Genomic DNA, 16,602 nt, shown 5'->3' with positions numbered 1-16,602 from the left:
CTCCATCGTCTTCTGGACGTTCCTCGGAATCTCCAGCCTGTTGCTCTTCCTCGGGGCCGTCGTGGTGTGGGCGCTCACCACGCCCTTCGACCGGAACGGGCTCGTGCTGCACCTGTATTCGTGCTTCTGGGCGCAGCTCTACTTCTACGTGAATCCGCTGTGGCACCTGAAGGTGGACGGCCGCGAGCACCTGCCGTGGAAGGGCGCCGCGGTGCTCGTGTCCAACCACGAGTCGCTCGGCGACATCCTGGTGCTCTTCGGCCTGTACCGCCCCTTCAAGTGGGTCTCCAAGGCCGCCAACTTCAAGCTGCCCCTCATTGGCTGGAACATGCACCTCAACCGCTACGTGCCGCTGGTGCGTGGCGACAAGGCGAGCATCCTGAAGATGCTGGCCCAGTCCGAGGCGTGGCTCGCGCGCGGCGTCCCCATCCTCATGTTCCCCGAGGGCACGCGCTCCGAGGACGGCCAGCTCAAGCCCTTCAAGGACGGCGCCTTCGCGCTCGCCCTCAAGACGCAGTGCCCCATCATCCCCATCGTCCTCACCGGCACCGCGCGCACCCTGCCCAAGCACGGCCTGGTGCTGGAGACCTCCGCGCACTGCCACGTGCAGGTGATGCCTCCGGTGGACCCCTCGGGCTTCCAGGACGTCGCCGCGCTGCGTGACCACGTCCGCGACCTCATCGTCGCCGAGAAGGCCCGCCTGGAAGCGCTCTCCACCCGCGCCTGAGCCCCTGGCGACTTCCTGCCGGAAGCCCTGCTACCGTGGGCCTCCGACGGGGAGGGAACCATGCGAAGGCCCTTGGTGCTGGCGCTCACGCTCGCGGTGCTCGCCCTGGGCGCGGCCTTCGTCCTCGTCCAGGAGTCGCCCCCCGAGCCCGCCACCTCGCCGGCCTCCATCACCCCCTCCTTCAGCGCGCCGCTGGCCCAGGTGCACGGGACGCTGAACCTGCGCGGCCGCGTGCTCGCCGCCGACAAGAGCCCCGCCCCAGGCGTGGAGCTCTCCGTCTCGCGCGCCCTCCCCGGCGAGTCGCTCTCGCTGCGCCCCTGTGGAACCGACGTCGACACCCCGCTCTCCGCGGCGGAGTGCGAGGACCCGGGCATGCTCGCCACCCTGCGCGACCTCATCCAGGCGGGCCGCGGCGACACGCCCGTGGTGGCGCGCGTCACCACGGACGCGGAGGGCGCCTTCGAGGTGCGGAACCTTCCCGAGGGCACCGTCGCGCTGTGGGCCGTGGGCGCGGAGGGCGCCGCGTTGGCGACGGAGGTGACTACAGGGACGGAGGACGTGGAGTTGGTGCTCGAGCCGAGCGTCGTCTTCGCCGGCCGCGTCGTGGACGAGGCCCTGCGCCCCGTGGCGGGCTCGAAGCTGACGCTCTTCCACACCGCACACTCGCGCTTCTTCCAGACGACCAGCAACGGCGACGGCCGCTTCACGCTGGGCCCGCTGCCCGCGAGCACCTACGGACTCCAGGTGGACGACGACCAGCGGGTCGGCCCGTGCATGCGGGCGACTTCGCCCGATGAGCTGGAGGCGGAGGACATCGTGCTCCACCGGCCCCGCAACATCGTGGGCCAGGTGCTCCTCGACGAGCAGCCCGTCGCCAACGTCCAGGTGGAGGTCGTCGACACCCGCGTCACCGCCGAGACAGACGCGCGCGGGCGCTTCGTGCTGGAGGGATTGCCTCCGGGCGACTACGTGCTGAAGGCCCGTCACGGACAACACCAGGGCCAGGCGGAGACGACCCTCGACGAGGAGCAGACCGAGGCGGAGGTGACGGTGCGCCTGGGCACGCTCGTGCGGGTGACGGGCGTGGTGCGCGACACCGCGGGCCAGCCCATCGAGGGCGCCACGGTGCTCGCCAACTCACGCGGCACCGTCTACACCGACACGGAAGCCGTCACGGGAGCCGACGGGCGCTTCGAGCTGGAAGAGGCGACGCTGGGCACCCACCACTTCACGGTGTCGGCCAAGGGCTTCCTTCCCACCGAGACCACCGAGGTGGAGGTCACGCATCGCACGCCCCCCGTGGAGCTCACGATGGAGCGGGCCTTCGTCATCGAGGGCATCGTGGTCGACCCGGCGGGCACACCGCTGCCGGACATCACCCTCTCCGCCATGAAGTGGCTGCGTCAGCCCAAGGGCCGACGCGACGGCAAGCCCCATGACCTGGAGCATGGAGACCCGGACGCGCCCTTCGCGGATGGGCCGGTCATCGACGCGCTGACGGATGACGCGGGGCGCTTCGTGCTCAACCTCCCCTCGCCCGGCCTCCACCGGCTCACGCCCGATGCGCAGGGGTTCCTCGCGACCACCCTGGAAGTGGAGGCGCCCGCCCAGGACGTCCGCGTCGTGATGCAGCCGGGCGCGCGCGTGGTGGGCGCCGTGGTGGACCTGAAGGACACCCCGATTCCGAACGTGGCCATCACGCTGACGCCCGCGGGCCAGGAGGAGCCCGTGCCCATCTGGGTGCGCAGCGACGCGCAGGGCGCCTTCCGACTGGAGGGCGCGCCAGCGGGCCGGTTCGTCCTGCGCGCCTCGCTCGAGCACAGCGGCGTGGGGGAGGCCACCGTCGACGTGACGCTGACGGCCACCGAGACGAAGACGGTGACGGTGCGGATGGACGGAGGCCTGTCCATCTCCGGGCTCGTCGTGAACGAGGCCGGCACGCCCCAGCCCGGCGCGAGCGTCTTCGCCTATCCGCTGACCGAGCCTGACTCGGGCCGGCGACGGTTCGGACACCACGCGCCCCTGCCCCCTCCCGCGCAGGCCCAGTCCAACGAGCACGGGCGCTTCACGCTCGAGCACCTGTCGCCGGGGCGCTACCGCGTGGACCTGACGATGGCGGGCTACACGCTGCGCGGCGCGGACGAGGCGACAGACGTCGACGACCCCCGGCGCATCTCGGGCGTGCAGGCGCAGGCGGGCGTGACGGACCTGAGGCTGGTGGTGCGCTACGTGGGCGGAGTCCGCGGGCGCCTGGTGCGAGAGGACGGCACACCCGTCACCCGCTTCAACATCGACGACGTGCCCTACCGTGACGCCAACGGCGCCTTCCAGGTGTCCCTGGAGCAGCCGGGCACCACCTGGCTGACCCTCGATGCCCCGGGGCTCACGCGCGTGGTGCGCCAGGTGGAGGTCCCCCGGGGCCAGGACCTGGACCTGGGCGACGTGGTGCTCAAGGCCGGACGTCGGCTGCGCGGCCGCGTGCTGGACGCGCGGACCTCCGCGCCGGTGGTGGGCGTGGAGGTGGACGTGAAGTCGCCTGGCGCCGGGGCGCGCCGGGACGAGGATTCGGAGGACCTGGACGAGGAGCGGCCCTCGCTCGCGTCGGCCATCACCCGCGCGGATGGCTCCTTCGAGCTCCCACCCCTCGAGCCCGGGCCGCTCGTGTTGACGCTCACCCATCCGGACTACCTGCCGCTCAGCGAGCAGGTGGGCGACAGCAGCGCGCCGCTGGAGCTGCGCATGTCCTCCGGCGCGCGCCTGGAGGGCACCGTGAAGGACCGCGAGGGCCGCCCCGTGGACACCCACGTCCAGGTGGTGAACCTGCTCTCCCCCGAGGACGCCCTGGACGTGGACCGGGGCAACGGGACGTTCCGCGTCTCGGGCCTGCCGCCCGGCGAGTACGCCGTCGCGCCCGGGGAGGACATGAGCTTCCAGGGCGACTCCGTGCGCTTCCTCCCCCAGCGCGTGCGCCTGGGCCCGAGCGAGCGCAAGGTGCTCCACTTCCAGGAGATGGCGGGCACGACGACGCTGAAGCTCAACCTCCCCGCGCGGGGGACGATGATGATGACCGAGCGCGTGGCCATCCTGAACACCTACCTGTTCCCCGGCGACGTGCCGTTGCCCAAGTCCCTGCTGGAGCTGGAGCAGTTGGGCCGGAGGCTGGCGGTCCAGTCCTGGCCCCACACCGACACCACGTTCGAGGAGCTGCCCGCCGGGCACTACACGTTCTTCTTCAGCAGCCTGAACTTCGACACGCGCCGGGAGCAGGTGCATCGGGGCGAGGTGGACCTGCCCGCGAGCGGCGCCGTCACGCTCGACGTCCAGCCCACCTGGCACCCCCTGGAGCCCATCGAGGTGGCGGAGGATTCGGAGTCCGAGTGAGGCGTTTGCGTCCGCGCGGGATGCCGCTTAAGCCCTGCTTCCATGGGTGACAAGCCAGGGTGGGGCACCGACTCGGAGCTGGAGCTGGACTGGGGCGCGCGAAAGGCACGCTCCGAGCCCCGGGACGCGCCGTCCACCCCTCCCGAGGAGCCCGCGCAGGCGCTCGCGGGCAAGGGGGCTCCGGGAGACCCGCGCTACATGAGCCTGGAGCTGCGGCTGTCGCTGGAGGCCGTGCTGACGTCGGCCACGCTGCGCATGCGCCAGTTCCGCGAGACGCTGGAGATCCTCATCGGCTGGGAGGGGAAGAACAAGTACGAGGTCTGTGGCGAGGATGGCCGGGGCACCGTGTACGTGGGCGAGACGGGCGAGGGCTGGATGTCGCGGCTGGCGCGGAACTTCTGGCCCTTCTACCGCGCCCGGCTGGAGTGCATGACGGTGGGCGGCACGCTGGCGATGGCGGTGGAGCTGCCCTGGCACCTCTTCTTCGCCCGCGCGGAGGTGACGGCGTGGGACGGCCGCCCCATGGGGGACATCGTCCAGCGCTTCCGCTTGTTCGGCCGGGGCTTCGACATCGTGTCGCCCACCGGCGCGGTGCTGGCCACGGTGGAGGGACCCTTCTGGAAGCCGTGGACGTTCCGCATCCTCCAGCGCGGCGAGCAGGTGGCCGTCATCCGCAAGAAGTGGAGCGGCCTGCTGCAGGAGACCTTCAGCGACGCGGACAACTTCAGCCTGGAGTTCCAGCCCTCGTGCGCCGACGGCCGGCTGCGTCAACTGGTGCTGGCCGCCGCGCTGCTGGTGGACCTGACCTACTTCGACAACCGCAAGAATCGCTCGCTGTTCGGCACCGGCGTGGACATCGTGGATTGAGGGCTTCCTTCGACTCGCGGAACATCCGAAAGCGAGAAGACCCGGACGCGGGCGTGCACACACTGCCAGCAGTGGCGGCCTGTGCTAAGTCCCCTGGCCCATGTCGACGAGCGACGCGCTGAACGCAGCAGACCTCGAGCGGTTGGCCCAGGCGGAGTCACCGGACCTGGCCGATGCCGTGCTTGCCCTCCTGGAGCAGGAGGAGCCGGAGCCGGAGGAAGGCAAGGCCCCGCCGAAGGACGCCTTCACCTTCGAGAAGCTGCTGCGCTCGCTCGCCCAGGCGCAGGCCCGCTACGACAGCGACTCACGGCGTGAGGCCTCCGCGGACGCGTGGCAGCGCTTCCTGGCCCAGAAGGACGTGCCCCAGCCCGCGCGGCTGGCGCTGGCGGACCTGCTGGTGTCGCTGTACCGCAAGAACACCCACGCGTCGCGGGCGGTGCTGCTCAAGCTGGCGGCCACCGCGGACCTGAAGTTCGGCCTGTGGGGCGGGCTCAAGCGCATCTACAAGCTGGCCGAGGCCGACCACGACGCGGAGCTGTTCGGCGTGCTCGCGTGGCGCTTCGACGTGGAGCGCCGGCAGTCCTACAAGCACGAGGTCTCCGGCGGGACGCTCCAGTACCTGCGCCGCCGCGCGTGGCGCTACCTGCGTCACCTGGGCGCCGCCGTCCCGGAGCTGTACCCGCAGTTCGCCGTGGAGGTGCTGCGCCACTACCAGGAGGACACGTCCTGGTACTCGGTCTGGGTGGCCCACCACATCTGGGCGCACGGCACCGGCAAATACACGGGCGGCTCCTTCGGCATCCAGCCGCCGGGCGACATGGTGAAGCACCGCGCCTTCACGGAGGCGTGGAAGCGCTCGCCGGACGCGCTGATGCGGCTGCTCGACACGTGCATGTCGGACCCCGCCGCGCGCTTCGCCATCCAGGGCCTGCGCAAGGACTTCCCGGAGAGCCTGCGCAAGGTGACGCCCGCGTGGCTGGACCGGCTGGCGCGCCGCCCGCTGGCCAGCGCCCACGACTTCCTGGTGGAGACGCTGCAGGGCTCCCCCGAGTTCCACCAGAGCAAGCTGCGCGAGCTGGGCCTGCATGACGCGGTCCTCGCGCTGCTGATGTCCTCCAGCGACAAGGCGCGCACCTACGCCATCGAGTACGCCCGGGCGCACGCGCAGGACCTGTCCACCGAGCGGCTGGTGGAGCTGGTGGCCCAGGGCGATGACGACGCGAAGGCCTTCGCGGTCGCCTTGCTGGAGAAGCGCAACCCGCGCGAGCTGGGGATGGGGCTGCTGGGGCGGCTGTTGCCCTACAAGGCCACGGCGGCGTTCGCGGCGAAGTCGCTGGAGCAGTCGTTCGACCGGGCGGAGCTGACGTCGGGCTTCCTGCGGGACATGTACCTGGGCACGTCCGAGCAGCTCAACTGGGCCAAGGGGTACGTGCAGTCCAAGTACGCGGCCGGGGAGATGCCGGTGGCGTTCTGGAAGGAGCTGTTGGAGGACCCGCGGCTGACGAAGAAGCCGTACCCGGTGGAGGGGCTGGTGGTGAAGGCGCTGTCGTCGTACGCGCCGGCGGCCATCGGTCCGGAGTGGCTCCTGGACAAGGCGGCGCACCCGCGCATCGGCTCGCAGGTGGCCACTTGGCTGCAGCGCGCGGACAGCCTGCCGGGGCTGGACGTGGAGAAGGTGAAGGGCCTGGTCTTCAGCGCGAAGCACCGGCACGTGGCGCTGGCGCTCCTGGGCAACCGCAAGCTGTTCACCGCGCGGCAGCTCACGGTGCCCTGGCTGCTGGCGCTGGCGCGGCGCGCGGACCCGACGCTGCACGACTTCGCGCACCGCTACCTGCTCGAGTACGTGGTGCCCGCGGACTTCAGCGACACGGGGGACGCGGCGGCGGGCCTGGAGCGCCTGTTCGAGCTGGCGCTGGGGGCCAAGCAGCCGGTGCCTGTGCGCGCGTTCGCCCAGACGTACCTGCGCTGCCACCACCCCCTCATCGGGCCGGAGCAGCCGGAGTCGAAGTCCTACGAAATCAAGCCGAAGGCGCCTCGCAAGGCGTACACGCCGGAGAAGCTGTGGCCCGCGCTGTTCGACGCGCGCGACGACGTGCGCCGCTTCGCGCTCGCGGTCACCCGCGCGGAGCTGCGCGCGTGGGGCTGGCACACGCGGGTGTACGAGCTGGCGGACGCCGAGGCGAAGGAGATCCGCAACCTGGCCTACGACGCGCTCCTGCGCGCGGGTGAGGAGGGCGCGGACGCCCGCTACGTGCTGCACCCCGAGGAGCTGGACCCGGTGAAGGTCTTCTCCCTCACGGAGAGCACCAAGCGCAGCACGCGCGAGGTGGCGGTGGAGCTCATCCGCCGGCACTACGCCAGGCTGGGCGGAGCCGAGCGGCTGACGTGGCTGATGCAGAGCGCGGACCGCGAGGTGGGCCTGTTCGCGGTGCGCCTGCTCTGGGAGAAGCACCGCCCCACGCACCTGCCGGAGGGGTGGAAGCCCGCGGGCGCGAAGGAGGCCCCCGCCACGGGGGGCGGCGCGCCGTTCGCGGACGTGCCGGCCCTGCGCGAGTTCCTGCGCAAGATGCTCTTCGGCCTGCCCCCGGGCCGCGCCAAGGAGGCGCGCGAGGGCGAGGTGCAGAAGCGCCTGTCGGCCAGCGTCGCCAAGCGCCGGGTCATCGAGCTGGTGCGGGATCTGGGCCTGGAGGACGAGAGCTTCGCCCGGGTCATCGCGCCGGTGCTCGGGGAGTTCACCGGCTCCATGGCGAAGGGTGAGTGGCAGAGCTGCCTGGCGTCCCTGGTCCAGTTGCGCACCGCGCATCCGAGCGCGCAGCTCGGGGGCTTCTGAGCGTCGGCATTCCCAGCGTCACGGGTGCCCGACGGGCGCCCCGGAAAGAACTTCATGTCCGTTCTCGCCATCGGCAACATCGAAAAGCTCCGCGCGCTCGCGGCGAACCCCCGCGTGCTGCTGCTCGGCGGCGCCCGCGCGTCCGCGCCCAGCCGCCTCACCGCGTACGAGCTGGCCTCCAACAAGGTGCTGTGGAGCAGTGAGCTTCCCTCCGCCGTGAGCGCCCTGGCCCTGTCGGGCGAGCGCTTCGCCGCGGCCCTGTCCGACGGCACCCTGTGCCTGGGCACCGCCTCCGACGGGCAGGTGCAGACGCGCCTCACCGACGCGCACCCGGGCGGCGTCACCGCGCTGGCCTCCAGCCCCGACGGCAAGGTGCTGTTCAGCGCGGGCGCGGACGGCGTGGTGCGCGGGTGGGAGTGGGACGGCGCGCGCAAGGTGCACGAGTGGAAGGCGTCGCCGCAGCCCCTGCGCGCGGTGGCGGTGGACCCGTCCGGGACGTTCGTCGCGTGCGGCGGTGATGACGGCGTGGTGCGCTCGTTCACCCAGGCCACCGGTGAGCGCCGGGACATGGCGGGCCACGAGGGCGCGGTGCGCGCGCTGGCCTTCACGCCGCGCGACGGCCGGCTCGCCTCCGGTGGCGACGACGGCAAGGTGCGCTTCTGGTACCTGGTGGGCGCGGTGGAGTTCGAGGTGCGCGGCGACAAGGACTCCGGTCACGCCGGAGCGGTGCTCGCGCTGGTGTTCCCGCCCACGCCCGCCGCGCAGGACGACGAGGAGCCCGGAGACCGCGTCTGGTCCGCGGGCAGCGACGGCAAGGTGAAGGTGTGGCGGCTGGATGAGCGCCGCAAGCCGCGCACGCTGGACTGCGGCAGCAAGCCGGTGAACGCGCTGGTGTTCGTGGCGCCCGCGAATCCGCGCGAGGCGCGCACCTCGCTGGGCGCCGTCTTCACGGCGGGCGAGGACCGGCGCGTCTTCCGCTTCGGCATCGAGACGGACGGCAAGCCGGCCAACGGGCAGGCCGTGTCGCGGCACGGGCTCGACGTGCTGACGGAGTCGCTGAAGGCGGGGCGCCCCAAGCGCGAGGCCGCCGTGCGCGAGGCCGTGGCGCTGGAGGAGACGGAGGCGCTCGACTTCGTGCTCCAGGTGCTCTCCACGGACAAGGAGGCGGAGGTGCGCCGGCTCGCCGCCCGCGAGCTGGGCGAGAAGGGCCGCGTCGCCGCCCGTCCGAAGCTGCGCGAGAGCCTGGACGACGACCATCCCCAGGTGCGCGAGGAGGCCCTCAAGGCCCTGGACGCGCTGGAGACGGAGTCGCCGCTGGCGGCGCCCCGCGCCGCGCTGGAGTCGCGCTTCGTGGACATGCGCGTGGCGGGCCTCAAGCGCCTGGCGAAGCTAGGCCGTGCGTCCCCGCTGGTCCCCGCGCTCATCGCCAGCAAGCTCGGTGAGTCGGACGCCACCGTGGGCCTGGCCGCGCTGGACGCGCTGTCCGAGGTCTCCGCGCCCGCCGACACCGAGCCCCTGCGCGCCGCCTTCGAGCGGGGCCAGCCGCGCCTGCGCGTGGAGGTGCTGGTGCGCATCGCCGGAGCGGGCCTGTTGGGTCACGCCCAGCTGCAGCCGCTGGTCGCCCGCGCGCTGGATGACGCCGACGCGGACGTGCGCCGGGTGGCCTTCACCATCCGCGTGCTGGAGCGCCGCGCCCTGGCGCACGCGCTGGAGAGCCGCGACGAGGACTTCGCGCGCTCCACCAAGGACGTGGCGCGCCGGCTCGCGCAGCGCTCGCGGCAGGGACAGACGGCCGCGCTGACGGACGCGGACGTGCAGGCCGCTCGCGACGCGATGCCCGCGCAGGGCGCCGTGGGGGCCTCGCTGACGGAGAGCGACCTGGAGCCGCTCCTGGCCGCCATGGCCTGCCGCACGCCGGACACCGCCGTCCGGGGTGCTCGGGGCCTCGCGCAGCTGGGGGATGCCCGGGCGCTGGGCGCGCTGTTGCAGCTCTCCCGTGAGCCGGACCCCGCCATCCGCCGTCAGGCCGCCGCCGCCCTCCAGGCGCTCCAGGACGCTCGCGCCCGCGAGCGACTGGTGTGGATGCTGGACGACGAGAACGCGGACGTGCGCGCGGCCTCGCTCGACGCCGTGGTGGCGCTGGACGCGGAGGCGCCGCTGGCCTCCGCCGAGGCGGCCCTGCGCTCCGGTCACGAGGACGTGCGCGTGCGCGGCCTGGACCGGCTGGTGAAGCTGGGCGCCACGGCGCAGGGTGCGGAGCCGCTGCTCGGTGACGCGCTGGAGGACGAGTCCGCCAAGGTCCGGAGCGAGGCCTTCCGCACGCTGTGGGCGTGGAACGAGAAGGTGCCGGAGAAGGCGCTGGACCGCGCGCTCGCGGGCCGCTTCCCGGACCTGCGTGGCCGCGCGGTGGAGGTGCTCGCGCAGCGCGGCGCCGAGGGCTGGGCGCAGGAGCGGCTGAAGAAGTCGGTGGAGGACCGCGACGTGGGCGTCGCCACCGCCGCGTACGAGGCGTGGGTGAAGCTGGTGGGCAAGGAGAAGCCCGAGCCGCACCTGGCCGCGCTCGCGTCGACGCACCCCGCCCTGCGCGTGCTGGCCGCGAAGGGCTCCGTGCACGCGCCCGCCGAGCCCCTGCGCTCGCCGCTGCTCAAGCGCGTGCAGGACGAGGAGCTGGACGTCGCCGTCGCCGCGCTGGAGGCGCTCGACAAGCTGATTCCGAGCGAGAACGGGCCGCTGCTCGCGGGCCTGTCCTCCGCCTCGCTGCCGGTGCGCGTGCGCGCGTCCGAGCTGCTCGCGCCCCGTGGCGCCGAGGACATCATCGAGCCGATGCGCAACCTGATGGACAAGGAACTGGAGCGGCAGTACCCGCCCGCGTTCCTCATCCCGCTGCGCATCCGCGGCGCACGCGCGCTCGCGACGCTGGGCTCGCGCCGGCTCCTGTCCTGGTTCGCCACCACGCTGCTGACGAGCGAGCTGGGGGATTTGCAGGAGCAGGGCGCGCGCGGCCTCGCCACCGCCAGCCGTCGGGGCGACGAGGGCTACCTGCTGGACGCGCTCAGCCACGCCAACGTGGCGGTGCGCTCGTGGGGCGCGGACGGCCTGTCGCGCCTGGGTGATGCGCGTGCGCTGCCGGTGCTCACCGGCAACCTGCGCCATGACCACCTGCCCATCCGGCTGGGCGCCATCCTCTCCTTCGCGGCCCTGGGCTCCGAGGGCGACGGCGGCCTGCTGCACGGATTGGAGGACCGCGCTCGCGAGGTGCAGGAGATGGTGTTCGCCATCGTCCTCGCCCGGGACCTGCGCGCCACCCGTCGCGGTGAGCCGCCCGACCTGCTCGCCAGCGCGCTGTCCAGCGGACGTCCCGAGGTGCGCTACGCCGCGGCCCGCGCGCTGGAGCTGCGCACGGAGACGGACGCGTACCGCGCGAACCTGGTCGAGGGGCTGCTGCCGCCGAAGCCCGACAAGGTCGGCGACATGAAGGACTGGCCCTCCGAGGAGGACCGCGCCAGGCGCATGGTCGGGCTTGCCGAGGCCCTCTCCAGCGGCCAGCCCGAGCAGCGCTACGCGGCAGCCCAGGTGCTGCTGCTGCGCAACAAGCCGCTCGACTACTTCCGCGAGGCCTTGAAGGTCGCCCGGCCGAGCTCGCTGGACGCCCCGTGGAAGCCGGAGACGGCGCCCAACGTGTCGCCCGTGCAGGCCACGCCCGCGAAGAGCTGGCTGCGCCGGCTGTTCTCCGCCACGAAGCCCGGCACGCCGGAGACCTCCTCGCCCGAGGCGGCCACGAACGCCGAGCGTCAGCACCTGCGCCGCCTGGCCTTCGGCGCGTACGTGGGTCTGCTGCGTCAGGTGTCCGCGGGTGACGACGAGGGTCACCGCGTCCGTCGCGACGCCGTGGACCGCGTGGTGAAGCTCACCCAGGAGGGCTACGCGGGCACGCCCGCCGCCGTGGCAGCGCTGCTGCGCGCCCTGGAGGACCCGCACCAGCTGGTGCGCAAGGCCGCGCTCACCGGCCTCAAGGAGCTGTTCCCCGCGGGCAGCGACGAGCCGCTCTCGCTGGCCCTGGCCTCGCTGTCGCCGGACGTGGCGCGCATCGCGCTGGACGAGCTGGCCGAGCGTGGGGACGCCGCGAAGCCGCGCATCACCGCCGCGCTCAACTCGCCGCTGTCGGACGTGCGCCGCTACGCGTTCGAGCTGCTCGAGAAGCTCAGCCCTCCCGGCAGCCTGGAGCCGCTGCTGGCCGCGCTGGGCAGCGAGCACGCGGACCTGCGCGTGGGTGTGATTGAGCGGCTGGCCGGCGCCAACGATTCGCGCGTCACCGAGGCGCTGGGTCGGGCCATGTCCAGCGAGCACGAGGACCTGCGCCTGCGCGCGTCCGAGCTGCTCGCGTGGCGCGGCGACGAGCGCGCGGTGGAGGTGCTCGCCTCGTTCCTGCGCTCGGAGACGCCCGCCGTCGCCAGGCGCGCGGTGGAGGCGCTCGCCCGACTGGCCACGCCCTCCGCCGTGAGCGCCCTGGCCGCGCGGCTGAATGTGTCCACGGACCCGCACGAGCGGCTGCGGCTGGTGGACGCGCTGGGACAGACGCGCCGCCCCGAGGCGCTGGACGTGCTCGCTCGCCGCGTGCTGGAGGACGACACCAGCGCGGTGCGCGTCGCGTGTGTCCCCGCGGCGATGCAGGTGGCGGGCGCGGACGTGAAGAAGCGCGACGCGACGCTGGCGCTGCGCTTCCTGCGGCAGGCGGTGAAGAGCCTGGACGTGGCGGTGCGGCAGGTGGCCCTGCGCCAGCTGGAGCACGGCGCCGAGGCCGGCCAGTCCGAGGTCCTGGTGAGCCTCTTCAACGACCGGGACGTCACGGTGCGCGCCGAGGCCGTGTCGCTGTACTCCAAGCGCGTCATCGAGCACGCCGCCCCCGTGGGCCCGCTCGAGGACGTGCTGCGCGGTGGGGCTCGCGAGCTGATGCTGCCCGCCGCCGAGGGTGTCGCGCACCTGCGCGGCGTGAGCGCGCTGCGCCCCCTGCTGCTGTACTCGCGCGCCGGTGAGGACGGGCAGCGCGAGCGCGCCCTGCTCGCCCTGGGCACGCTGGGTGACGCGCGGGCGCTGAGCGAGCTGGAGACGGTGGCCGCCGGTGGCACGCCCGAGGCGCCCACCGAGCCGAGCATGATGTGGGCGGCGGTGGAGGGCCTGGGTCGTCTCGCGGGCCGGCTGCCGGACGGCGAGGAGCGCCGCCGCGTCGAGGAGAAGGTGGAGGCCGCCGCCGTCGAGGGCTCCGACCATTCGCTCCAGCAGGCGGGCGTGAAGGGCCTTCGCGCCATCGGCGGCGAGCGCGCCCGGGTGAAGGTCGAGGCGCTGCTGCTCGATACGGACACCCACCTGCTCGTGCGAATCACGGCGGCGCAGGAGCTGGGCAAGCTCAAGGACGTGGAGGCGGAGACCACGCTCGCCACCCTCCTGGACGACTCCACGGAGCTCTTGCGCAAGGAGGCGCGCAAGGCGCTGGACGAGCTGTTCCCGAAGGAGCGCACCCGCGTCGAGTTCCTCGCCGTGGCCAGCCGCTACCAGGACATCTCCGAGCCGGCCGTCACGTACCTGTCCCGCGAGGGCGACCCGGCGCTGCTGGTGCCCCGGCTCGCCACGCTGACCAACGAGGAGCTGCGGCTGAGCCTGCGTCGGGGACTCGCGCGGCGCGGCGCGCTGCCGGTGCCCGAGACGGTGACGCTGCTGGAGCACGACAAGGCGGAGGCCCGCCAGGAGGCGGCCCTGCTGATTGGCACGTGGACCGGCGAGGCGCGCTCCTCCGGACAGGTGGACCTGGCGGCGCTGTCCCGCGCGCTGGTCACCTCCGAGCGGCGCACCGCGAAGGACTGGGCGGCCACGCCTCCCGGCCCGAAGAAGAACGCGCTCGCCTCCGCGTGGGAGCGCCTCCTGTGGGCCGGCTCGCGGCTGGGCACGGCGGGGCTCGCCGACTCCGCGCGCGACATCCTCAAGGCCGGTGAGTATGGCGCTCCCGCGACCGTGCGTCAGGAGGCGGCTTGCGTGCTGTCCCGCCTGGGCACGGCCGGCGCCACGCTGAAGCTCCAGGGCCAGGACACCTCGGCGCCCGTGCTGTCCAACGACAAGGAGCGCGCCGCCTCCGCGGACGTGCTCAAGGGCGTGCTGACGGACCCGGATGCCCAGGTGCGCTCGGCGGCCGCGGATGCACTGGCGCGACTGGCCCCCGAGAAGGCCGCGGCCTGGGCGCTGGAGGTGAAGCCGTTCGACCCGGTGGCCCTGGGGCCCACGGGCGCGAAGGTCCCCGCCGAGGCCCTGGCCACGTCCGAGGGCCGTCGCCTGGCCGAGCCTTCGCTGCTGGGTCAGGGGAACCTCGCGCCGCTGGCCGCGTTGGCGCAGAGCGCGAAGCCCGAGGTGAAGCAGGAAGCCTGGGCCGGCATGGGCCGGCTGGGCCGTGACGAGGCGGCGAAGCTGCTGCACACGGCCGCCTTCGACAAGTCTCAGTCCGTGGAGCTGCGCAAGGCCGCCTGGCGCGCCCACAAACGTGCACGTCGCGCCGCCGAGCGCGCGAAGAACCACCGGAAGGAAGGGAACCCGTCGTGACGACCGCCACCCGTCACCCCGTCGAGCTTCGCTACGCCACCGCGAGCGACGTGGAGTCCCACGCGGACGCCTCGCGCGTGCTCCTGGCCCTGGAGGGCTCGCGCGGCACCGTCGGCGTGCGAGGCCGCCTCAAGGACGCGTCCCTGTTCCGCGACGCGCTCACCGCCACGTTCGGCATCCTCGCGAGCGACTTGCGCTACCGGGGCAAGGACCGCACCGCGTACCTCGCGTACCTCATGAAGAAGGGGAAGCGGGCGAGCGCGCAGATCTGGGAGGCCCAGAAGGCCTTCCTCGACAACGCGCTCGACGGTGAGCAGAAGCAGGACGCCGTGCTGGACCCGGTGCTCACCGTGGACCCGGACAGCGTCTCGCTGGAGGTGTTCTCCCGCGACGAGAGCGCCTACGCGCGCCTGTCCCTGGACAACAGCCTCTTCGAGGGCCGTGAGGCCGCGCACGGCTCCACCTTCCTGGACGTCCCGTCGGACCTGCTCTCGCGCATGGACCGGCTGCGCACCTACCTGCCCGTGTCGCTGGAGGCCCACGTCGCGCTGCCCGCCAAGCAGGCCCGTGAGCCGCGCAACGTGCAGGTGCCGCACGCGTGGCTGCGCGGCTTCCTCCAGGTGCAGTCCGCCGCGACGCTGCCCGCCAATACGTGCGAGCTGGCGCCCATCGACCTGTACAACCTCCTCTTCGCGCTGCGCACCCGCAAGGCGAAGAAGGCCCCGCGCGCGCTGCGCTTCGAGCTGGTCCCCGGCGCTCCGCCCCGACTGGTGCTGGAGCCGTGGGAGCTGGTGCTCGAGTGCCACGGCGGCAAGTACACCGGCACCGCGCCCGCGGTGGTGCGCACGTTCGGCCGCCAGCGGCTGGTCGCGCTCGCGCGCCTGTTGCCGCATGCGAAGTCGGTGCGCCTGCAGCTCATGGGTCCGGGCCTGCCGGTGTTCTGGGTCATCGACATGGGCCAGGCCACGCTGACCATGGGCCTCACCGGCTGGACGGAGAGTGGCTGGTCCTCCGCCGCGGCCTTCGACGTGCTCATGCCCCGCGCGGTGCCGGAGGGTCTGGCCGAGAAGCTGCGCGGGAAGCTGCGCGCCGACGGCCCGCAGACCTTCGAGCCCCTGGTCGCCGCCGCCGGTGGCGCGACGAAGGAACAGGTGCGCGCCGCGTTGCAGCTCGAGTGCCTGCGCGGCCGCGTCCTCTTCGACGTGGCCCAGGGCAAGTACCGTCCGCGCGAGCTGATGGCCACGCCCGTGGACGAGTCCGTCATCCGCTTCGGCAGCGAGCGCGAGGCCCGCGCCCACCGCCTGCTCGGCGACGGCGGCCCGGGTGCCGGCGAGGTCAAGCTCACCAAGGTGCATGACATGGTGGGCGAGGGCACGCGCATCCACGGCGAGGTGGTGGACCGCGAGGCCGTGCGCAGCTTCTTCCCCAGCTTCACGCTGGATTTGGAAGGCCGCGTGAAGGACGCGTCCTGCGGGTGTCCGCACTTCCGCCGCTCCGGCATGCGCGAGGGTCCGTGCGAGCACCAGCTCGCGCTGCGCCTGGTCTACGCGCGCCGCCGCGCCGAGGAGGAGGCGCTCCGGCAGACCCCCGAGGGCCGCAAGCACATCCGCGCCGAGACGCGCTCGTACGTGCGCCGCGACGCGGAGAGCGGACAGGAGATGGTGTACCGCGTTTCCCTGGATGGCCAGGTGGTCGCCGTGGAGTGGGGCCTTCGCACCGGCGAAGCGCGTCACCAGCGGCTCTGGTTCGACACGGACGTGGAGGCGCGCACCGCGTATTTCACGCGCCTGGAGAAGCTTTCGGCCGACGGCTACATCGACGCGGCCTCGTCATTGGTGTAAACCCTCAACCACGGCTCGGTCGCCTTCAAAGGCGGCCGACAGGGAAGGTGCGACGGAAGACACGATGAAGCGCGCTTCACGCGCGAGCAGCCGAGAGAGGTCTGGAGTGCATCAGCCTGAGCGCCTCGAGCGCGGGAGCGGCGTTGCGCCGCTCCGGTTTGAATGCAGGACACTCTCCGCAAGGTAGCCTGTTCTTGGCTCTCTCCCTCCCATGCACTACGGCCGGGGTGGGCAGCGGAGCCAACGACGCGACCGCCGTTTGCCCACCCCGGCCGTAGTGCATGGGAGGGGAGAGCCGGTGAGGCTACCGTGCCCCAGGTGAGATGGTGGTGCTTTCCTGGCCTCCCTCGACTGCTCGCGAATGACAGCCG

General features: G+C 72.9%; 6 protein-coding genes. All 6 read left to right on the top strand.

Going from position 1 to position 16,602, the window contains the following annotated elements:
* Positions 1 to 40: 40 nt before the first annotated feature.
* The 6 genes from OWM54_RS21935 (at position 41) to OWM54_RS21910 (ending at position 16,231) form a co-directional block, all read left to right on the top strand.
* Complete coding sequence (locus OWM54_RS21935; RefSeq protein WP_223749521.1) at positions 41 to 727, top strand: lysophospholipid acyltransferase family protein; 687 nt, start codon at positions 41 to 43, stop codon at positions 725 to 727.
* 60 nt (positions 728 to 787) lie between these two features.
* Positions 788 to 4,108, top strand: a complete 3,321-nt coding sequence (locus tag OWM54_RS21930; protein ID WP_267698729.1) for a carboxypeptidase regulatory-like domain-containing protein — start codon at positions 788 to 790, stop codon at positions 4,106 to 4,108.
* Between the two features lie 42 nt (positions 4,109 to 4,150).
* Entirely contained in the window at positions 4,151 to 4,975 is an 825-nt protein-coding gene (locus tag OWM54_RS21925) for a phospholipid scramblase-related protein (protein ID WP_267698728.1), read from the top strand.
* A gap of 100 nt (positions 4,976 to 5,075) precedes the next feature.
* Complete coding sequence (locus OWM54_RS21920; protein ID WP_267698727.1) at positions 5,076 to 7,805, top strand: hypothetical protein; 2,730 nt, start codon at positions 5,076 to 5,078, stop codon at positions 7,803 to 7,805.
* Between the two features lie 54 nt (positions 7,806 to 7,859).
* The gene (locus tag OWM54_RS21915; RefSeq protein ID WP_267698726.1) at positions 7,860 to 14,390 is read left to right on the top strand and encodes a HEAT repeat domain-containing protein; all 6,531 of its coding nucleotides are present in this window, start codon (positions 7,860 to 7,862) and stop codon (positions 14,388 to 14,390) included.
* The gene (locus OWM54_RS21910; protein ID WP_223749368.1) at positions 14,387 to 16,231 is read left to right on the top strand and encodes a GNAT family N-acetyltransferase; all 1,845 of its coding nucleotides are present in this window, start codon (positions 14,387 to 14,389) and stop codon (positions 16,229 to 16,231) included. The genes OWM54_RS21915 and OWM54_RS21910 overlap by 4 nt, the downstream gene beginning before the upstream one ends.
* The last annotated feature ends 371 nt before the right edge of the window (positions 16,232 to 16,602 follow it).

This window comes from Myxococcus sp. MISCRS1, from assembly GCF_026626605.1.
GTDB lineage: Bacteria > Myxococcota > Myxococcia > Myxococcales > Myxococcaceae > Myxococcus > Myxococcus fulvus.
The sequence above is the reverse complement of the archived record's forward strand: the minus strand, read 5'-3'. Positions and strand labels throughout refer to the sequence as shown.